17 protein-coding genes and 1 tRNA gene are annotated in these 19,662 nt (G+C 68.5%); 12 read left to right on the top strand and 6 right to left on the bottom strand.

Annotated elements, in window-relative coordinates; genetic code table 11:
• Positions 1-181 precede the first annotated feature (181 nt).
• From cysS to ACRAQ3_RS06665, 3 genes are read left to right on the top strand one after another with little or no spacing between them, the layout of a single operon-like run.
• A complete protein-coding gene (cysS, locus tag ACRAQ3_RS06655) occupies positions 182-1,636 on the top strand; it encodes a cysteine--tRNA ligase (protein WP_432256101.1) in 1,455 nt (484 codons plus the stop codon).
• Positions 1,633-3,261 carry a citramalate synthase gene (cimA, locus tag ACRAQ3_RS06660; protein ID WP_432256102.1) on the top strand — a complete coding sequence of 543 codons (1,629 nt, stop codon included), beginning with the start codon at positions 1,633-1,635 and terminating at the stop codon, positions 3,259-3,261. The genes cysS and cimA overlap by 4 nt, the downstream gene beginning before the upstream one ends.
• A 43-nt stretch (positions 3,262-3,304) precedes the next feature.
• On the top strand, positions 3,305-4,075 hold the full coding sequence (locus tag ACRAQ3_RS06665) for a squalene/phytoene synthase family protein (RefSeq protein ID WP_432256103.1): 771 nt from the start codon (positions 3,305-3,307) through the stop codon (positions 4,073-4,075).
• Here ACRAQ3_RS06665 and ACRAQ3_RS06670 read toward each other — a convergent pair.
• From ACRAQ3_RS06670 to cobA, 3 genes are read right to left on the bottom strand one after another with little or no spacing between them, the layout of a single operon-like run.
• Positions 4,059-5,291, bottom strand: a complete 1,233-nt coding sequence (locus ACRAQ3_RS06670) for an MFS transporter (RefSeq protein WP_432256104.1) — start codon at positions 5,289-5,291, stop codon at positions 4,059-4,061. The two genes, ACRAQ3_RS06665 and ACRAQ3_RS06670, sit on opposite strands and share 17 nt — an antisense overlap.
• 31 nt (positions 5,292-5,322) lie before the next feature.
• Positions 5,323-6,594 carry a cobyrinate a,c-diamide synthase gene (locus ACRAQ3_RS06675; protein WP_432256105.1) on the bottom strand — a complete coding sequence of 424 codons (1,272 nt, stop codon included), beginning with the start codon at positions 6,592-6,594 and terminating at the stop codon, positions 5,323-5,325.
• On the bottom strand, positions 6,594-7,445 hold the full coding sequence (gene cobA / locus ACRAQ3_RS06680; RefSeq protein WP_432256106.1) for a uroporphyrinogen-III C-methyltransferase: 852 nt from the start codon (positions 7,443-7,445) through the stop codon (positions 6,594-6,596). Before cobA ends, ACRAQ3_RS06675 begins: the two co-directional genes overlap by 1 nt.
• A gap of 84 nt (positions 7,446-7,529) precedes the next feature.
• On the opposite strand from cobA, the gene ACRAQ3_RS06685 reads away from it, so the two are divergent.
• The 8 genes from ACRAQ3_RS06685 (at position 7,530) to pgi (ending at position 15,295) form a co-directional block, all read left to right on the top strand.
• A complete protein-coding gene (locus tag ACRAQ3_RS06685) occupies positions 7,530-8,579 on the top strand; it encodes a cobalt-precorrin-5B (C(1))-methyltransferase (RefSeq protein ID WP_432256107.1) in 1,050 nt (349 codons plus the stop codon).
• On the top strand, positions 8,576-9,307 hold the full coding sequence (locus ACRAQ3_RS06690) for a cobalt-precorrin-6A reductase (RefSeq protein ID WP_432256108.1): 732 nt from the start codon (positions 8,576-8,578) through the stop codon (positions 9,305-9,307). Before ACRAQ3_RS06685 ends, ACRAQ3_RS06690 begins: the two co-directional genes overlap by 4 nt.
• Positions 9,304-9,933: a DNA-3-methyladenine glycosylase family protein gene (locus ACRAQ3_RS06695; RefSeq protein ID WP_432256109.1), complete on the top strand. Its 630-nt coding sequence runs from the start codon at positions 9,304-9,306 to the stop codon at positions 9,931-9,933. Before ACRAQ3_RS06690 ends, ACRAQ3_RS06695 begins: the two co-directional genes overlap by 4 nt.
• Positions 9,930-10,598, top strand: coding sequence for an alpha/beta hydrolase (locus ACRAQ3_RS06700; RefSeq protein ID WP_432256110.1), 669 nt, complete (start codon positions 9,930-9,932; stop codon positions 10,596-10,598). Before ACRAQ3_RS06695 ends, ACRAQ3_RS06700 begins: the two co-directional genes overlap by 4 nt.
• Before the next feature lie 185 nt (positions 10,599-10,783).
• Positions 10,784-11,368 (top strand): HNH endonuclease, encoded by a 585-nt coding sequence (locus ACRAQ3_RS06705; protein ID WP_085897506.1) that lies wholly within the window; start codon positions 10,784-10,786, stop codon positions 11,366-11,368.
• A gap of 139 nt (positions 11,369-11,507) precedes the next feature.
• On the top strand, positions 11,508-12,959 hold the full coding sequence (zwf, locus tag ACRAQ3_RS06710) for a glucose-6-phosphate dehydrogenase (RefSeq protein ID WP_269398130.1): 1,452 nt from the start codon (positions 11,508-11,510) through the stop codon (positions 12,957-12,959).
• Positions 12,960-13,018: 59 nt separating this feature from the next.
• Positions 13,019-13,690: a 6-phosphogluconolactonase gene (pgl, locus tag ACRAQ3_RS06715; RefSeq protein ID WP_432256111.1), complete on the top strand. Its 672-nt coding sequence runs from the start codon at positions 13,019-13,021 to the stop codon at positions 13,688-13,690.
• 3 nt (positions 13,691-13,693) lie between these two features.
• Positions 13,694-15,295: a glucose-6-phosphate isomerase gene (gene pgi, locus ACRAQ3_RS06720; protein WP_432256112.1), complete on the top strand. Its 1,602-nt coding sequence runs from the start codon at positions 13,694-13,696 to the stop codon at positions 15,293-15,295.
• Between the two features lie 96 nt (positions 15,296-15,391).
• Here pgi and ACRAQ3_RS06725 read toward each other — a convergent pair whose 3' ends face one another.
• The 3 genes from ACRAQ3_RS06725 to ACRAQ3_RS06735 form a co-directional block, all read right to left on the bottom strand.
• Positions 15,392-15,739 carry a RidA family protein gene (locus ACRAQ3_RS06725; RefSeq protein ID WP_269398133.1) on the bottom strand — a complete coding sequence of 116 codons (348 nt, stop codon included), beginning with the start codon at positions 15,737-15,739 and terminating at the stop codon, positions 15,392-15,394.
• Between the two features lie 36 nt (positions 15,740-15,775).
• Positions 15,776-15,849 (bottom strand) — tRNA-Gly (locus tag ACRAQ3_RS06730).
• A 66-nt stretch (positions 15,850-15,915) separates the two neighbouring features.
• Positions 15,916-17,961 carry an ASKHA domain-containing protein gene (locus tag ACRAQ3_RS06735; protein WP_432256113.1) on the bottom strand — a complete coding sequence of 682 codons (2,046 nt, stop codon included), beginning with the start codon at positions 17,959-17,961 and terminating at the stop codon, positions 15,916-15,918.
• 181 nt (positions 17,962-18,142) lie between these two features.
• Here ACRAQ3_RS06735 and guaB point away from each other — a divergent pair, with 181 nt between their 5' ends.
• Positions 18,143-19,591, top strand: coding sequence for an IMP dehydrogenase (guaB, locus tag ACRAQ3_RS06740; protein WP_269398135.1), 1,449 nt, complete (start codon positions 18,143-18,145; stop codon positions 19,589-19,591).
• Positions 19,592-19,662 lie beyond the last annotated feature (71 nt).

Consider the following 19,662-nt stretch of genomic DNA (forward strand, 5'->3'; position numbering starts at 1 on the left):
TGTCAATCGCCCGAGACGCTGGACGCGGCGCGGCCCGGCTGCTAGATCGCATGCCATGACGAGCACGAGCAACATCATCGGCTGCATCATTTCCTGCTGACTTGCGTCACGCGGGCCGCTCTCACGTTTCCCCGATGGAACACAGGATCAGCCCGCCGGCGTCACCGCCTGCGAGGCCCACATGACGACGATCCGCCTGCACGACACCAAGACCCGCCGCAAGGTGGAGTTCACGCCGATCGATCCGGACAACGTCCGGCTCTATGTCTGCGGGCCGACGGTCTATGACCGGGCGCATCTGGGCAATGCCCGCCCGGTGCTGGTGTTCGATCTGCTCTACCGGCTGCTGCGCGAGGTCTATGGCCGCGACCACGTGACCTATGCGCGCAACTTTACCGACGTCGACGACAAGATAAACGCCCGCGCCGCGGCCATCGGCCGCCCGATCCGCGAGATCACCGAGGAAACGGTGCTCTGGTACCATCAGGACATGGACGCGCTCGGTGCGCTGCGCCCCGATCACGAGCCGCGCGCCACCGATTATATCGGCCAGATGGTCGCGATGATCGAACGCCTCGCGCTGTCGGGCCACGCCTATACCGCCGAAGGCCATGTGATGTTCTCGGTGGCGAGCTATGCCGAATATGGCCGCCTCTCGGGACGCGATGTCGAGGACATGATCGCCGGGGCCCGGGTCGAGGTCGCGCCCTACAAGCGCGATCCGATGGATTTCGTGCTGTGGAAGCCCTCGACCGGCGACGAGCCGGGCTGGGACGGCCCGGTGATCGAGGGCCAGAGCGTCGGGCGCGGCCGGCCGGGATGGCATATCGAATGCTCGGCCATGTCGTACCAGCTCTTCGGCGAAAGCTTCGACATCCACGGCGGCGGCATCGACCTGCAGTTTCCGCACCACGAGAACGAGATCGCGCAATCCGCCTGCGCCCATCCCGAGGGCGACTTCGCGCGGATCTGGATGCATAACGAGATGCTGCAGGTCGAGGGCAAGAAGATGTCCAAGTCGCTGGGCAACTTCTTCACCGTGCGCGACCTGTTGGATCGGGGCATCGCGGGCGAGGTGATCCGCCTCGTCACGCTGGGCACGCATTACCGCAAGCCGATGGATTGGACCGAGGAAAAACGCGCCGAGGCCGAGGCAACGCTGGCCAAGTGGTACGGGGTCCTGCACGCGCATGGCTTCACCGCGAAGATGGTGCGTGATCTCAAGGCCTCGGGCGACTGGGCCATGGACGATGAGTTCCTCGGCGTACTTGCGAACGATCTCAACACCCCCGGTGCGATCGCCCGGATGCACGTGCTCGCGCAGGCCCGGACGCCTGCCAAGCTAGTGCCCTTCGCCGTCGCGCTCGAACTGATGGGGCTGATCGAGGATTGGGACGCGTTGGCCGAGCTGGCGGGCGCTGATGCCGGGCCCGAGGTCGCGCCCGAGGTCGATGCCGCCGTGACCGCGCTTCTCGCGCAGCGAGCGCAGGCGCGCGCCGCCAAGAACTGGGCCGAGGCCGACCGCATCCGCGATATCCTCAACGCCGCCGGCGTGCAGGTCACCGACATGGGTGGGCAGGCGAGCTGGCAGCCCGGGCCCGGCTTCGACGCCGCCAAGCTGGGGGAACAATCGTGACCGACCGGCTCTATCTCTACGACACGACGCTCCGCGATGGGCAGCAGACACAAGGGGTCCAGTTCTCGACCCGCGAAAAGATCCAGATCGCCGAGGCGCTCGACGCGCTCGGCATCGACCAGATCGAGGGCGGCTGGCCCGGCGCCAATCCCACGGACAGCGAGTTCTTCGAAACCGCTCCGGCGACGCGCGCGCCGATGACCGCCTTTGGCATGACCAAGCGCGCCGGACGCTCGGCCGCCAATGACGAGGTGCTGGCCGCGGTGCTGAACGCCAACACGCCGTCGGTCTGTATCGTCGGCAAGGCGCATGATTTCCACGTCACCACGGCGCTCGGCATCACGCTCGACGAGAACCTCGCCAATATCCGCGACTCCATCGCCCATATCGTGGCGCAGGGGCGCGAGGCGCTGTTCGACGCCGAGCATTTCTTCGACGGCTGGAAGGCGAACCCGGATTACAGCCTCGCCGCGATCCGCGCCGCCTACGAGGCCGGGGCCCGCTGGGTCGTGCTATGCGATACCAATGGCGGCTCGATGCCGCACGAGATCGCCACCATCACCCGAGAGGTAATCGCGGCCGGCATCCCCGGAGACCATCTCGGCATCCATTGCCACGACGATACCGGTCAGGCCGTGGCCTGCTCGCTCGCCGCCGTCGAAGCGGGCGCCCGGCAGATCCAGGGCACGCTCAACGGGCTTGGTGAGCGCTGCGGCAATGCCAATCTGACCACGCTGATCCCGACGCTGCTGCTCAAGGAACCCTACGCCTCGGCCTATGAGACTGGGGTGAGCTTCGAGGCGTTGAAGGGGCTGCGCCATGCCTCGCGGCTGCTCGACGACATTCTCAACCGGGTGCCGATGAAGCAGGCGCCATATGTCGGCGCCTCGGCCTTCGCGCACAAGGCGGGGCTGCACGCCTCGGCCATCGCCAAGAACCCTTCGACCTATGAGCATGTCGAACCCTCGCTGGTCGGCAACAGCCGCATCGTGCCGATGTCGAACCAGGCCGGGCAGTCGAACCTGCGCGAACGTCTCGTCCGCGCGGGCATCGAGGTGGAAAAGGGCGACCCGGCGCTGGCCCGCATCCTCGACCGGATCAAGGAACAGGAATCGCGCGGCTATTCCTACGACACCGCGCAGGCCAGCTTCGAGCTTCTGGCGCTGGACGAGCTGGGGCGCCTGCCGGACTTCTTCGAGGTCAAGCGCTATCGCGTGACCGTCGAGCGCCGCCGCAACAAGCGCGGCAAGATGGTGTCGCTCTCGGAGGCGGTCGTCGTGGTGAAGATCGACGGCGAGAAGGTGATGAGCGTGTCGGAAAGCGCCGGGCCGGACGGTTCGGATCGCGGCCCGGTCAACGCGCTCAGCCGGGCGCTGGGCAAGGATCTCGGCCCCTACCAATCGGTGATCGACGACGTGCATCTGGTGGACTTCAAGGTGCGCATCACCGATGGCGGCACCGAGGCGGTCACCCGCGTCATCATCGACAGCGAGGATGGCGACGGCAACCGCTGGTCCACGGTCGGCGTCTCGGCCAACATCGTCGATGCCAGCTTCGACGCGCTGGTCGACGCCATCCGATGGAAGCTGGTGCGCGACAAGGCCGAGCCGGTCGCGCGGCGCTGAGGTCGTGACCGCGTATTTCAGGAAAGATGAACAGGGGAATCGCATGAGCCTCGAAGCCTGCGCGCGGCTGGTCGAACGCGGCGATCCCGAGCGGTTTCGCGCCGCCATGGCCGCTCCCGTGGCTGCGCGCGAAAAGCTGTTTCCGCTCTATGCCTTCAACCTCGAAGTGGCGCGCGCACCCTTCGTGACCAAGGAGCCGATGATCGCCGAGATGCGGCTGCAATGGTGGCGCGATGTGGTCGAGCAGATCGCCGGTGGCGGGCCGGTGCGCGCGCATGAGGTGGCGACGCCTCTGGCACAGGTGGCGCGGCAGGCGGATCTGCCGGAGGCCGCGCTTGACAGGCTTGTCGCGGCCCGGCGCTGGGACATCTATGCCGATCCGTTCGAGGATCAGGCCGAGCTTGATGCGCATCTCGATGCCACTGCCGGGGCGCTGATGTGGCTCTCGGCCAAGGCGCTGGGCGCGAAGGCTGAGGAAGAGGCCGCGATCCGTCGCTTGGGCTTCGGTCACGGCGTCGCGCTGTGGCTCGTCGCGATCCCGGGCTTCGAGGAGCGCGGCAAGCGTCCGCTCGTCGACGGGCGGCCGGAGGCGGTGGCGCAATTCGCCCGGCGTGGACTAGACGCCCTGCGCGAGGCCCGAGGCGCGCGCTTGACGAAACCGGCGATCCCGGCGCTGCGCGCGGCGTGGCAGGCCGAAGGCATCCTTCGGCGGGCGGCGGCCGATCCCGGGCGCGCGGCCCGCGGCGCTCTGGTCCCCGGGCCTGCGGCAAGCGCGGCGGCGCTGGCGTTGAAGGCGGCTACGGGGCGCTGGTGACCGCGCGGCGACGCCAGCGCAGCCAGACGAGCGCGCCGCCCGCCAGCGCCAGCCCCGGGAACATCGCCGTGTTGACCGAAAGCCAGCCCTGGGCGGGGAGCCCGCCCGAGCAGTTCATCAGCCCGCCCGAGGAGAGCGAGGCGAAGGTGACGAAGCCGAAGACCATCGTGTCGTTGAGGCCCTGAACTAGCCCGCGCTCTTCGGGCCGGTGCTCTGCGGTCAGCATCGCCGTCGCGCCGATGAAGCCGAAATTCCAGCCCAGCCCCAACAGGATCAGGTCACCGTAGAACATCGGCAGGCCGGTGCCGGCCAGCCCGGTCAGCCCGGCAAGCCCAAGAAGCGCCAGCCCGGTCCCGACGACGTTCGCCGCGCCGAAGCGGGCGATCAGGTGGCCCGTGAAGAAGGAGGGGAGATACATCGCCAGCACATGCGCCGAGACGATGTCGTTGGCGTGGTCGCGCCCGTGCCCGGTGCCGACCACCGCCAGCGGCGTCGAGGTCATCACGAGGTTCATGAGCCCGAACGCCATCATGCCGCACAGGATCGCCACCAGAATACCGGGTTCGCGCAGCAGCGTCCGACGGGACCGGGCAGGGGTCGGAGCGACCGTCGGGTCCGATGTCGTGCCGCGCGGCAGGTCGAGCCCGAGAAACAGTGTCAGCCCCACGAGGTTGAGCGCCACGACCGCGAGGTAGCTGCCCAGGAACGGCACCGCGAGGGCGTCGAGCACGACCTTGTTGAGTTGCGGGCCGATGATCGCGGCGCCAAGCCCGCCCGCCATGACCCAGGAAATCGCCTTCGGCCGAAAGCTCTCCGAGGCCGAATCAGCGGCGGCAAAGCGGTAGAAGCCCTGCGCAGACATGTAGATGCCGGTGACGTAGGAGCCGAGCAGCAGCACCGCGAAGGAGCCCATCAGAAGGCCCAGCGCGCCCAGCGCGGCGCCAAGCGCACCGGCAAGCCCGCCGATCACGAAGCCCGCACGACGGCCGCGTCGCTGCATCAGCGGCGAAATCCATGGTGCGGTGGTCATCGAGCCGAATACGATCAGCGAGATCGGCAGCGTCGCGAGGCAGGGGTTGGGCGACAGCTCTGCCCCCACCAGCCCGCCGATCACGAAGAGGATCGGCATCTGCGCGCCCAACACTGCCTGCGCGGCGGCAAGGATCGCGGTGTTGCGCTTGGCGCGGCGGTCGTCGGTGATGGGTGCGTTTGTCATGCATTACCGGTAGCGGTCACCGGCGCTCCTGTCACCTGCGATCGATCAGATGCGCGAAGGAGCCGCAGACCCGCCCTGCGCGAAGCCCCATCGGCGGCAGGACCGTTCCCTCGGCGTCGCGGGCAGTGAAAAGGGCGTCACCCCGGGCGGCGAGCGTGGTGGCGTAGTGAAACTCGTGCGCCGACCAATCGCCGGCGAATGGCCCCCGATCCGCGGTGACGTTCCTGTACCCCAGATGCAGCCGCCGCTGTGCGAAGGAGGTCGATAGATCGAGCAGCCCGGCCATGCGGTGCAGCGTGCCCTCGGCGTCTGTCAGTCCTTGGCCAAGCGCCATGTAGCCGCCGCATTCTCCATATATATCAGTATCATGAGATGCGATGCGAAGGCTCTGCATGAAGTTCTGGGCAGCCGCCAATCGACCGGCGTGAAGCTCCGGGTAACCACCGGGCAACACGACGAGATCCGCCTCGGGCACCGCTTCGTCGGCGAGCGGTGAGAACGGTAGGATCTCTGCCCCGGCCGCCCGCCAGTCCTCCAGGAGATGCGGGTAGGCGAAGGCGAAGGCGGCATCCCGCGCCACCGCGATGCGCTGCGCGGGCGGTGCCACGGAGGGGGCGGATACCTGCGGGCGCGGTGCGGCCGTCTCGGACAGCGCGAGCAGCGCATCGATATCGAGATGCCGCTCGACCATCCCCGCCGCCATGTCGAGGAAATTCTCGAGATCGGGGCGCTCATGCGCCTGCACCAGACCCAGGTGTCGCGATGGATGCGCCAGAGCCGTATCACGCGGCAGCGCGCCCAGCACTGGTATCAAGGTCGGCGTCAGCGCCCTGCGCAGCATCGCCTCATGCCGAGCGGATCCCACCCGGTTCAGGATCACGCCGCCGATCCGCAACCTAGGATCGAATCCCGCAAAGCCCGCCACGAGAGGAGCCACGGATTGCGCCATGCGCGCCGCGTCGATCACCAGAACGACCGGCAGATCGAAGAGCCGCGCCAGATCGGCGCTGGCGCCGCGCCCATCCGGGGGAGCGCCATCGAACAGCCCCATGGCGCCCTCGACCAGCAGCAGGTCGCGGTCGCCGGCCAGCGCGCGCAGTCGCTGCTCGCCCATGGCCCATGCATCGAGATTGAAGCACTGCGCACCGCAGGCCGCCTCGTGAAAACGCGGATCGATGTAATCGGGCCCTGATTTTGCGACTCTGACTGGCACACCGCGCCGCCACAGCGCCCGCAGCAGCCCGAGGGTCACCGTGGTCTTGCCCGAGCCGGAGGACGGCGCGGCGATCAGCAGGCCGGGCATCAGCCCTGCTCGGCGGGCCGTCCGCGTCCCAGCGGGTCGAGGTCGCGCGGCGTTTCGCCCGCGATCTGCCCCTGCCAGTCGAGCACCTGCCGCATCAGCGCGGCGCGGCCGATGCAGATGATGGCCGGGGGCTCGAGCCGGGTATGGGCGATGTCCTCGGCCATCCGGTCGAGCCGAGTTTCGAGCACCTTCTGCGACGGGGTCGTGGCGCCCGCCACCACCGCCACGGGCTCGGCCGGGTCGCGCCCGGCGCCCAGCAGCGCCTGCGCGATCTGTGCAGCGTGCTTGATCCCCATGTAGATCACGATGACCTGGCTGCCGCGCGAGATGGCGCCCCAATCGATCGAGGAGGGCGCGGAGCCGGACTGGTCGTGCCCCGTGACGAAGGTCACCGACTGGTTCACGTCGCGATGCGTCACCGGGATGCCGGCATAGGCCAGCCCGCCGATGCCGGCGCTGATGCCGGGAATGATGCGCAGCTGCACCCCGTGCTGCACCAGCGTTTGCGCTTCCTCCCCGCCGCGACCGAAGACGAAGGGGTCGCCGCCCTTGAGCCGCAGCACCCGCCGTCCGGCGCGGGCCAACTCGACCAGCCTGAGCGAGATGTCGCGCTGCTTGGCCGAGGGTTTGCCACCGCGCTTGCCGGCATAGATCTTTTCGGCCTCCGGCGCCCAGTCGAGGATGCGCTCGTCGACCAGCGCGTCATAGACGATGGCGTCGGCTTGCCGCAGCGCGTTGAGCGCATGCAGGGTCAAGAGGCCCGGATCGCCCGGACCCGCGCCACAGAGCCAGACCCAGCCGGGTTCGAGAATGGGCCAGTGATGGGCGGGGAGGGAGATCGAGTCGGTCATGCCAGCGTTATTGCCCCGCGACCGGCGCGAGGGAAGCCCCGGCCGCGCTTTCCTCCCGCCTTCCACGCGCCTAATGTCGCGCGCATGAGCACGCCTGCCCCTCTTCGCCGCGGCTGGACCACCGGCGCCTGCGCAACCGCGGCGACGCGGGCGGCGCTGTTGCGGCTCTGGGGCGGTGACTGGCCCGAGACGGTGTCGATCACCCTGCCGCGCGGCGAGAGGCCGGTTTTCGCCGTGGCGCATCGCGCCGAAGGACCGGGCTGGGCCGAGGCCGGGATCGTCAAGGATGCCGGCGACGATCCGGATGTGACGCATGGCGCGCTGATCGTGGCCCGGGTGCGCGAAGCGGCGGGCGGCGTGAGCTTCCGCGCGGGCGAGGGGGTGGGCATGGTGACCAAGCCCGGCCTGCCGGTGCCGCCCGGAGAGCCGGCGATCAACCCGGTGCCGCGCGCGATGATGGAGGAGGCGGTGGTCGAGATCGCCGCCGATCTCGCCCGCGCGCCCGATGTCGAGATCACCATATCGGTTCCCGGCGGGGCGGCCCTGGCCGAAAGGACCTGGAACCCGAGGCTGGGGATCACGGGGGGCATCTCGATCCTCGGCACCACCGGCATCGTGCGGCCGTTTTCCTGTGCCGCCTGGATCGCCTCGATCCATCGCGGCGTCGACGTGGCGCGCGCGGCGGGGCTCTCCCACGTTGCGGGCTGCACCGGCGCGACCTCCGAGCGGGTGGTGCAGGCGCTGCATCGCCTGCCGGATCACGCGATGCTCGACATGGGCGATTTCGCCGGCGGGCTGCTGAAATACCTCGTGAAACACCCGGTCCCGCGCGTCACGATCGGCGGCGGCATCGGCAAGATCACCAAGCTCGCCCAAGGGGCGGTCGATCTGCATTCCGCCCGCAGCCAGGTCGATTTCGCGGCGCTGGCGACGCTGAGTGGCGTGGCCGACATCGCCGGGGCCAATACGGCGTTGGAGGCCGCGCGCCTGGCGCCCGATCTTGGCCAGCGCGTGGCCGAGGCGGCGCTGGCCCGGCTATCGGAACGGTTCGGAAACGCCGCTGACGGCAGCCGTATCGCCTTCGACGTGGTGGTGATCGACCGGGGCGGTGCGGTTCTGGGCCGGGCTTCATGACGGTTCTCGTCCTTGCCGGAACGCGGGAGGGGCGCGAGATCGCGGCGGGTCTGGCCGCGCGCGCGATCCCGGTGCTGGCGTCGCTGGCGGGGCGGACCCGCCGGCCGCTGGAGCCGGGGGTGCCGCTGCGGACGGGTGGTTTCGGCGGCGCGCAGGGCTTTCGCGATACCGTGGCGGCGCAGGGCATCACGGCGGTGATCGACGCGACGCATCCTTTCGCCGAGAAAATTACCGCGCGCACCGCGCGCCTCTGCCGCGAGGACGGGCTGCCGCATCTGATCCTCCGCAGGCCGGGCTGGCAGCCGCAACCCGGTGATGACTGGACACGTATCGTGCGCGAGGCCGATCTGGCCGCGCATGTACCACGCGGTGCGTCGGTGTTCCTTGCCACCGGGCCGCAGCGGCTCGAGGCATTCACCGGGCTCGAGGGCCGCCGGGTTCTGTGTCGTCGGATCGATCCGGCCCCGGGGCCGTTCCCGTATGAGAACGGCGATTGGGTGGTCTCGCGCCCGCCATTTTCGGTCGAGGACGAAACGGCGCTATTCGCGCTCTTGGGCGTGGACGTGCTGGCGACCAAGGATTCGGGCGGCGAGGACGGCCGGGCCAAGCTCGAGGCGGCGCGCGCGCTGGGGCTTCGGGTCGTGCTTCTTGACCGGCCGCGCCTGCCCGAGGGCGCGCGCGTGGTCGAGACGGTGGAAGAGGCGCTGCATTGGGCGGAGGGACTGTGACCGAACGCATCATCACCCACGAGGATCACGTGGCCGAAGGGGCGGCATGGCTCGCCGCCAACACCGATCATTTCGGACGGTTGCTCGAGATCACCGGGCCGCTGCCGCTGCGCCGGACGCCGGACGGCTTCGCGCAGCTTTGCTCCGCCATCGTCAGCCAGCAGGTCTCGACCGCCTCGGCGCGGGCGATCCGGGGGCGGTTGGAGGCGGCTGACCTGCTGCGGCCCGAAACCATCGCCGCCGCCGACGAGGAGGCGCTGCGCGGCTGCGGGCTGTCGCGGCAGAAGATGCGCTACCTGCGGGCCTTGGCCGCTTCGGGCATCGATTTCGACGCGCTGCGCACCGCCCCCACGAAGGAGGTCGTCTCGACCCTCACCGCCGTGACCGGCATCGGCGTCTGGACCGCCGAGATCTATGCGATGTTCGCGCTGGGTCGGGCCGATGTCTTCGCGCCGGGCGACCTGGCACTGCAGGAGGGAGCGCGGCACCTGCTGGGGCTGAACGAGCGGCCCCGGGAACGGGCATTGCGCGAGATCGCTCAGCAATGGTCGCCATGGCGTGCGGTTGCGGCGCGCGGGCTGTGGGAATACTACCACCACGTGAAGGGCAGGGAAGGAATCCTATGACGCGCGCATTGCAATCGGGCCGGGTGGAGCCGCTCAGCGGCGAGATGCGCTCCGCCGTGATCTTCCTGCATGGCTACGGCGCCAACGGCGCCGATCTTCTGGGCCTCGCCGAGCCGCTGGCCGAGCACATGCCGGACACGCTGTTCCTTGCCCCGGACGCGCCGGAGGCCTGCATCGGTGCGCCGATGGGCTTCCAGTGGTTCCCGATCCCCTGGATCGACGGGTCGAGCGAGGAAGAGAGCCGCCAAGGCCTTGCCCGCGCCGCCGAGGATCTCAACGCGTTTCTCGATGGCGTCATGGTCGACGAGGACCTGCTGCCCGAGCAGGTGATGGTCGTGGGCTTTTCCCAAGGTACCATGATGGCGCTGCACGTGCTGCCGCGCCGCGAGGATCCGATCGCCGGGCTGGTGGCCTTCTCGGGTCGGCTGCTCGAGCCCGAGCTTCTGCCCGACGAGGTGCAGAACCGGCTCCCGATCCTTCTCGTGCATGGCGACATGGACGAGGTGGTGCCGCCGCAGTCGCTGCCCGAAGCGGCGCAGGCGCTGCAGGAGGCCGGCTGGACCGACCTCTATGCCCATGTGATGAAGGGCACCGCCCATGGAATCGCGCCCGACGGGCTCGAGGTGGCGCTGGCCTTCATGCGCGAACGTCTCGGTATCGCCTGACATTCGGGCGAAATCCTCCACACCCTGTCACTTCGCTGTCATTCGCCGCTGGCATCAAGGTTGCGGCGGTGACACGACCTTGAGACTTGCCAGCTTCCTGCCGCCAGATATAGTCGAATAACGGCAGGAGCGGGGCTCCCGCTCTGGTCGTCCGAATGGGCAGCGAGAGCGAGGACGGACTCACGATGCAAGGCGATTTCAGGACCGAGTTCGTGCGCGATCCGGTGGCGCTCCGGCAGCATCCGGCGCTGGTGCTCAACGCGGATTACCGTCCGCTCTCCTATTATCCGCTTTCGCTCTGGCCCTGGCAGGAGGCGATCAAGGCGGTGTTTCTCGACCGGGTCGACATCGTCGCGGAGTACGAGGCGGTGGTGCACAGCCCCTCCACGGTGATCCGAATACCCTCGGTCGTCGTCCTCAGAGATTACGTCAAACCCCAGAAGCGCGTGGCCTTCACGCGCTTCAATCTTTTCCTGAGGGACGGTTTCCGCTGCCAGTATTGCGGATCGAAGGGCGACCTTACCTTCGACCACGTGATCCCCCGCGCCCGCGGCGGCGTCACGAGCTGGGAGAACGTGGTCGCGGCCTGCGCGCGCTGCAACCTGCGCAAGGGCTCGAAGAGCCTGCGCCAGTCGGGGATGAGCCTGCAGCGCCCGCCGCGCCGCCCCGGCGCCGAGGAATTGCGCGATACCGGGCGCCGCTTTCCGCCGAACCACCTGCATGAAAGCTGGGTCGACTACCTGTACTGGGACGCAGAACTGGAAGCCTGATCGCGCGTTGGGCCGCAATGTCGGGCGATCGGGTTGCGGCTTGGTCGCCGATGCCTAGACTGCGCGCGCACGGGCCGCTAAGAGGGCGGCGTTAGCGCTAACTGCACGGCCTATGCAGGCCGCCCAGACGGAGACAGCCATGGTATCGCGCGTCATCCCGGTCGACAGCTTCGACCTCGTCATCTTCGGCGGCACCGGCGATCTCGCCCGGCGCAAGATCCTGCCGGGACTGTTCCGCCGCTTCCGCTCGGGTCAGATGCCCGCCGAGGCGCGGATCATCGGGGCCGCGCGCTCGGAGATGGACGATGCGGGCTACCGGCAGATGATCCGCGACGCGATCGCCGAGTTCGGCTCGGACGAGAAGAACGATGCCGCCGGCATCGACGAGTTCATCGAGCGTTTGCACTACGTGGCGATCGACGCCACCGGGGAGGGCGGCTGGCACCAGCTGCGCGACCTGATGCGCGAGGGCGTGATCCGCGCCTTCTATTTCTCGGTCGCCCCCTCGCTGTTCGGCGCCCTTGCCGAGCGGCTGCACCAGCACGGCATCGCCGACGACACGAGCCGGATCGTCGTGGAAAAGCCCTTCGGCCGCGATCTCGACACCGCGAAGGCGCTGAACGCGACCTTGGCCGAGCATTTCGACGAGAGCCAGATCTACAGGATCGACCATTATCTCGGGAAGGAAACGGTCCAGAACCTGATGGCGGTGCGCTTCGGCAACGTGCTGTTCGAGCCGCTGTGGAATTCGCATTACATCGACCATATCCAGATCACCGTGGCGGAAACCGTGGGCGTCACCGGTCGCGGCAGCTACTACGACAAGTCGGGCGCGATGCGCGACATGGTGCAGAACCACCTGATGCAGCTTCTGTGCCTGATCGCCATGGAGCCGCCCTCGGTCTACGATGCCGACACGGTGCGCGACGAGAAGCTCAAGGTGATCCGGGCGCTGCAGCCAGTCGAGCCGCATCAGATCGTGCGCGGCCAGTACGAGGCCTCCGCCGAGGGGCCGTCCTACCGCGAGGATGCCGAGAACCCGCGCAGCTTCACCGAGAGCTTTCTCGCGCTCAAGTGCCATATCGCCAACTGGCGCTGGGCCAAGGTGCCGTTCTACATCCGCACCGGCAAGCGCATGAAAGCGCGCTCCTCCGAGATCGCCGTCGTCTTCAAGGATCTCGGCCATACCATCTTCGAGGGCGACACGGCGCGGCACCGCAACATCCTGTCGATCCGGCTGCAGCCGAACGAGGGGATGGACCTGCAGGTGACGATCAAGGAGCCGGGCCCTGGCGGCATGCGGCTCGTCGACGTGCCGCTCGACATGAGCTTCGCCGATGCGCTGGGCCCCGATCAGGACGCCCCCGACGCCTATGAGCGGCTGATCATGGACGTGATCCGTGGCAACCAGACGCTGTTCATGCGCGGCGACGAGGTCGAGGCCGCTTGGGCCTGGACCGATCCGATCATCAAGGGCTGGGAGGCACGCAACGACGTGCCCAAGCTCTACGACGCCGGAACCGCCGGGCCCGAGGACGCGATGATGCTGATGCATCGTGACGGCCGCCGCTGGCGCGAGATCAAGAGCTGAAGGGCTCGGGTGCCGCGGCTCCGCCGTGCCACCGATACGAAACCGAAAGGAAACACGGCATGGAATTCGTCGAATACGCCGATTCCGAGATGATGATGATCGACCTCGCCGACCGGCTGGCGAGCGAGCTGCGCGCGGCGATCGCCGCCGATGGCCGCGCCAGCCTCGCGGTGCCCGGCGGCACCACGCCGGGCCCTGTCTTCGACACGCTCTCGGCGATCAAGCTCGACTGGGACAAGGTTCATGTGATGCTCACCGACGAGCGCTGGGTGCCGGAGAGCTCCGAGCGCTCGAACACCGGGCTGCTGAAGCGGCGTCTCTTCACCGGCGAGGCGGCGGCGGCGCATTACCTGCCGCTCTATGCCGAGGCCGAGCGCCCAGAGGAAAAGCTCGACGCGCTGCAAGAGACGCTAGCGCCGCATCTGCCGCTCTCGGTGGTGCTGCTCGGCATGGGCGCCGACATGCACACGGCCTCGATCTTCCCGGGCGCCGACCGGCTCGACGCGGCGCTGCATGGCGACGAGGCGCTGGTGGCGATGCGCGCACCGGGTGCGCCGGAGCCGCGCATCACGCTTTCGGCGAAGGTGCTGAACGACGCGATGCGCCGCCACATCGTGATCATCGGCGCCGAAAAGCGCGCCGCGTTAGAGAAAGCGCAGGGGCTGAGCCCGGATGAGGCGCCGGTGGCGGCGATCCTCAAGGGCGCGACCGTGCATTGGGCGGAGAGCTGAAAGATGTGGAACGAGCTGAAGACCAAGGCCGAGGCCACTGCCGACCGGCGCATCGAGACGCTGTTCGAGGATCCCGACCGGGCGCGCGACTTTTCGGTCAGCGCGCTGGGTATGCTGTTCGATTATGCCAAGACCAATATCGACGCCGAGACGCGCGAGGCGCTGATCGCCCTGCTCGACAAGGCCGATCTGGCGGCCCGACGCGAGGCGATGTTCTCCGGCGCGGCGATCAACGAGACCGAGGGGCGGGCGGTGCTGCACACGGCGCTGCGCAACCTCGACGGCGCGCCCGTGACGGTCGAGGGCAAGGATGTGATGCCCGAAGTGCTCGATACGCTGGGGCGGATGGAGGGCTTTGCCTGTGCTGTGCGCTCGGGCGAGTTCAAGGGACAGGGCGGCACCATCACCGACGTGGTCAATATCGGCATCGGCGGTTCGGATCTCGGGCCCGCAATGGCGGCCCGCGCGCTCGCGCCCTATCATGACGGCCCACGCTGCCACTTCGTTTCGAACGTCGATCCGGCCGACATCGCCGACGTGCTCGCGGCCTGCGATCCGACGACGACGCTGGTGATCGTCGCGTCCAAAACCTTCACCACCATCGAGACCATGACCAATGCCCGCACCGCCAAGGCGTGGATGGGGCAGGCGGTCTCGGATACCGGCGCACAGTTCGCCGCGCTCTCCACGGCCGCCGACAAGACCGCCGATTTCGGCATCGCGCCCGAACGGGTGTTCGGTTTCGAGGACTGGGTCGGCGGGCGCTACTCCATGTGGGGGCCGATCGGGCTGTCGCTGATGATCGCCATCGGGCCGGAGGCGTTCCGCGCCTTCCTGCGTGGCGGCGAGGCGATGGACCGGCATTTCCGTGCCGCCGCGTGGCACGAGAACCTGCCGGCGATGCTGGCGCTGGTGGGGCTGTGGCACAACCAGGTGTTGGGTCATGCCACCCGTGCCGTGCTGCCTTACGACAACCGCCTCGCCCGGCTGCCCGCCTATCTCCAGCAGCTGGAGATGGAGAGCAACGGCAAGCGGGTCTCGATGGATGGCGAGACGCTGTCCTTCCACAGCGGCCCGGTGGTCTGGGGCGAGCCCGGCACCAATGGCCAGCACGCGTTTTACCAACTGATCCACCAGGGTACCCGGGTGGTTCCGTGCGAGTTCCTCGTCGCCGCCGAGGGCCACGAGGAGGGGCTGGAGCACCAGCACCGGCTGCTGGTCGCCAACTGCCTCGCGCAGTCCGAGGCGCTGATGAAGGGGCGCGATCTCGACGAGGCGCGCGGCAAGGTCGCCGGCAAGTTCGAGGGCGACGAGCTGGAGCGCCAGGCAAAGCACCGGGTGTTCCCGGGCAACCGCCCCTCGACCACGCTGGCCTACCCGAAGCTCGATCCCGAGACACTGGGCAAGATCATCGCGCTCTACGAACACCGGGTCTTCGTCGAGGGCGTCGTGCTCGGCATCAACTCCTACGACCAGTGGGGCGTGGAACTGGGCAAGGAGCTCGCCACGGCGCTGCAACCGATCGTCGATGGCGAGGAGAGCCCCGATAGCAAGGATGGCTCCACGGCACAGCTCGTGGGATTCCTGCGCGCCAACGGCCTCTGAGGTCCGGCTTCGCTGAATGAAAGGGGCGGTCGCCATCGCGACCGCCCCTTGTCGTTTCTGCGGATCTGCAAGCGCTACGCTTTGCCAGCGCCGTCTTCAGACGGCGGCGGTGACGATGATCTCGACGCGGTAGTCGGGCGAGGCGAGCTTGGATTCTCCAGTATAGCGCGCCGGGGCGTGCTCCTTGGGGACCCAGCCGTCCCAGACCTCATTCATCGCGGCGAAATCGGCGATGTCGGCGAGCCAGATCTGCGCGGTCAGGATGCGGGTCTTGTCGGTGCCGGCCAACGCCAGGAGACGGTCGATCTCGGCCAGCGTGGCGCGGGTCTGCTCACCGGCATCGGCGCCGGGGGCTTCGACCTGGCCCGCCAGATAGGCGATGCCGTTATGCACGACGACCTGGCTCATGCGGCCGTTGGATTCGAAGCGGGTGATGTCTGTCATGGAAGGCTCCCTGTGGTGACGACCGGCGGGAGTGGATGGAGCGGGTAACGGGAATCGAACCCGTAACTGAAGCTTGGGAAGCTTTCGTGATACCTTTTCACCATACCCGCGCGCTCAGGCCCCGAGGTAGCCAAGCCCGCGGGTATCGTCAAGCCGGTTTCGCGGCCCGGAACGGTTCAGTCGCGGGCCCGCCGACGGCGCCGTGCGCCACCTTCGCCGCTACCGCCCTGATTGAAGCTTGGCTCCGGCAATGGCTGCGTCTCGCGCAGCCCCGCAAAGGGGGCCGTGGCGTGCGGGATCGCGTTCGCGGCGACGAAGTGCTCTTGGAACCGCGGTTCGATCGCGGTTTCGACCTTGGTGATCTGCCGGACCAGCGCCTCCGCCTCGCGCCGTGCCGCGACCGAACACAGCGCGATCCGCGCACCGGTACCCGCCGCGTTGCCGGCGCTCGTCACTTTCTCGACCGCGACGTCGGGGATCATGCCCAGCACCAAGGCGTGCTTGGGGCTGATATGCGCGCCGAAGGCGCCAGCGAGCACCACCCGGTCCACCGCCTCGACCTCGCGCTCATCCATCAGCAGGCGCGCGCCCGCGTAGAGCGCCGATTTGGCGAGCTGGATCGCGCGGATGTCGCCCTGCGTCACGGTAATGCGCGGCCCTCCCGCCTCCGAGCCGTCATGGATCAGATAGGCATGGGTACGGCCCTCGGCGATCATACGGTCGGTGCCGGTCTGCTCGGCCGAGCCGATCAGCCCCTTGGCGTCGACTAGCCCGGCGATGCGCATCTCGGCCACCGCCTCGATGATGCCCGATCCGCATATGCCCGTGACGCCACCCGGGCCGACCTCGTCCCAGAACCCCGGCTCGTCGGACCATGTCTCGCAGCCGATGACGCGGAAGCGCGGCGCCTTGGTCTCGGGGTCGATGCGGATCGCCTCGATCGCGCCTGGCGCCGCGCGCTGGCCGGAGCTGATTTGCGCACCCTCGAAGGCCGGGCCGGTGGGCGATGAGCAGGCCAGCACCCGTGCCCGGTCGCCAAGGAGCAGTTCGGCATTGGTGCCGACATCGACGATGAGCACGAGATCGTCCGATTGGTCGGGCCGCTCGGACAGCGCCACGGCGGCGGCGTCGGCACCGACATGGCCTGCGATGCAGGGCAGCACGTAGACCTGCGCGCCGGGATTCAGCGCCGAGAGGTCCAGATCGCGGGCGGGCAGGGCCACGGCGTCGGAGGTGGCGAGCGCGAAGGGGGCCTGTCCGAGCTCGACCGGATCGATGCCCAGAAGCAGGTGGTGCATCACCGGGTTGCAGACGAAGACCGTCTCGACGATGTCACGCGGCTCGATCCCGGCCTCGGCGGCCAGCTCTCGCGCCAGATCGTCGATCGCGAGCCGCACGGCGGAGGTCATCTCCGCCGCGCCGCCCTCGTTCATCATCGAATAGCTGACCCGGCTCATCAGGTCCTCGCCGAAACGGATCTGCGGGTTCATCACCCCGGCGGAGGCCTCGACATGACCGTCCTCGAGCGAGGTCAGATGCGCCGCGACGGTGGTCGAGCCGAGATCGATGGCCAGTCCCCAAAGCGGCTCTGCGCGAAAGCCCGGCCAGAGGTCGATGATATGGTGCGGCCCGTTCTCGTCGGCACGGTGCAGCGCGACGGTCACCTCCCATTCGCCCTTCCGAAGCGCCTGCTGCAACTTGGCCAGCACCGGCGGGGCGGCAATCACCTCGTCGATGCGCCACTGGCCGCGCAGCGCCTCGGCAAGACGTTCGAGATCGCCCTTTGGCTCGTGCATGTCGGGCTCGGACACCGTCACGAAATACTTGCGCGTTGCCGGGTCCATGACGATGGGCCGGGCATCGGCGTTCTTGCGCACCACCTGCCGGTGCACCTGGCTCTCGGGCGGCACGTCGAGCACCACGTCCGAAAGGATCTGCGCCTGGCAGCCGAGGCGGCGGCCGGGCTTCAGGCCACGGATCCGGTCGTAGCGTTCCTCGACCGCGTTGATCTCGCTCAGCGCGTCCTCGGCGACCGTCACGCCATGCTTGGAGAACTGGCCGCGCCCCGGGCTGACCTGGCACTTGGAGCAGATGCCCCGGCCGCCGCAGACGCTGTCGAGATCGACGCCGAGCCGCCGTGCGGCACTCAGCACCGTGGTGCCCTGGGCCACGCGGCCGCGTTTGCCCGACGGGGTGAAGATGACGAGCGGATCCTGGGTCATGGCGGGCCTTTCGGGGCGGCGGGGTCGTTTGCGCGGACCATAGGCGATTGCGCCCGGAGGAAAAGGGCATCCGGGCGGCAGATCATGCGGTCAAAGCGACGCGGCCGTTTCGCCCTTTCCCCTCGGGAAGATCGGTGCGATAGGGACGTGCCAAACGAAGCATCCCAAAGGAGTGGTCCCGATGGAGATTCGCGAGGCTCTGACCTTCGATGACGTTCTGCTGGTTCCCGCCGCCTCGAGCGTCATGCCGTCCACGGCCGATACCCGCACAAAGGTGACGCGCGACATCGCGATGAACATCCCGCTCCTGTCGAGCGCGATGGATACCGTGACCGAGGCGCGCATGGCGATCTGCATGGCGCAGTCCGGCGGCATCGGCGTGGTGCACCGCAATCTCGGCGTCCAGGAGCAGGCCGACCAGATCCGCCAGGTCAAACGCTTCGTTTCGGGCATCGTCTACAACCCGATCACCCTGACGCCCGATCAGACGCTCGCGGATGCCCGGCGGTTGATGGAGCAGTACAGCGTCACCGGTTTTCCGGTGGTGGGCGAGGGCGGCCGCGTCGTCGGCATCGTCACCAACCGTGACATGCGCTTCGCCGCCGATGACCGCACACCGGTCAAGGCGATGATGACCGCCGACAACCTCGCCATGCTGACCGAGCCGGCCGATCTCGACGAGGCGCGCAACCTGATGAAGGAGCGGCGGATCGAGAAGCTGCTCGTCACCGACGCCGAAGGCCGCCTGACCGGCCTCCTGACGCTCAAGGACAGCGAACAGGCGGTGCTGAACCCTTCGGCCTGCAAGGACCGCCTCGGCCGTCTGCGCGTCGCCGCGGCCTCGACCGTCGGTGATGCCGGGTTCGAACGCTCGATGGCATTGGTCGAGGCTGGGGTCGACATCGTCGTGATCGACACCGCGCATGGGCATTCCGAAGGGGTCGCCGAGGCAGTGCGCCGTCTCAAGCGCGAGGCGGGGGACGTGCAGATCATGGCCGGCAACGTCGCCACGGGCGACGCCACGCGCGCGCTGATCGATGCTGGCGCCGACGCGATCAAGGTCGGCATCGGGCCGGGCTCGATCTGCACCACGCGGATGGTGGCGGGCGTCGGCGTGCCGCAGCTCACCGCGATCATGGATTGCGCCGAGGCAGCCGGCGACGTGCCGGTGATCGCCGATGGCGGCATCAAGTTCTCGGGCGACTTCGCCAAGGCGATCGCCGCGGGCGCCAGCTGCGCCATGGTCGGCAGCATGATCGCAGGCACCGACGAGAGCCCGGGCGAGGTGATCCTCTATCAGGGCCGGACCTTCAAATCCTATCGCGGCATGGGCTCCCTGGGCGCAATGGCACGTGGATCGGCCGACCGCTACTTCCAGAAGGATGCGGCTTCCGACAAGTTGGTGCCCGAGGGTATCGAGGGCCAGGTGCCGTACAAGGGCACGGCGACGGCGGTGATCCATCAGCTCGTCGGGGGCTTGCGCGCCGCGATGGGCTATACCGGCCACCCGACCGTTGCCGCGATGCGGGGCAACTGCAACTTCGTGAAGATCACCGGCGCGGGCCTCAAGGAGAGCCACGTGCACGACGTGCAGATCACGCGGGAAAGCCCGAACTACCGGATCGGCTGAGGACGCCGGCCTCCCTGAGTATTTCATCTCATCGAGTAATCGAGCCGGACCCGCTGTTGGGCCCGGCTCTT

The sequence above is a fragment of the Limimaricola sp. AA108-03 genome (genome assembly GCF_050847355.1).
Lineage (GTDB): Bacteria > Pseudomonadota > Alphaproteobacteria > Rhodobacterales > Rhodobacteraceae > Limimaricola.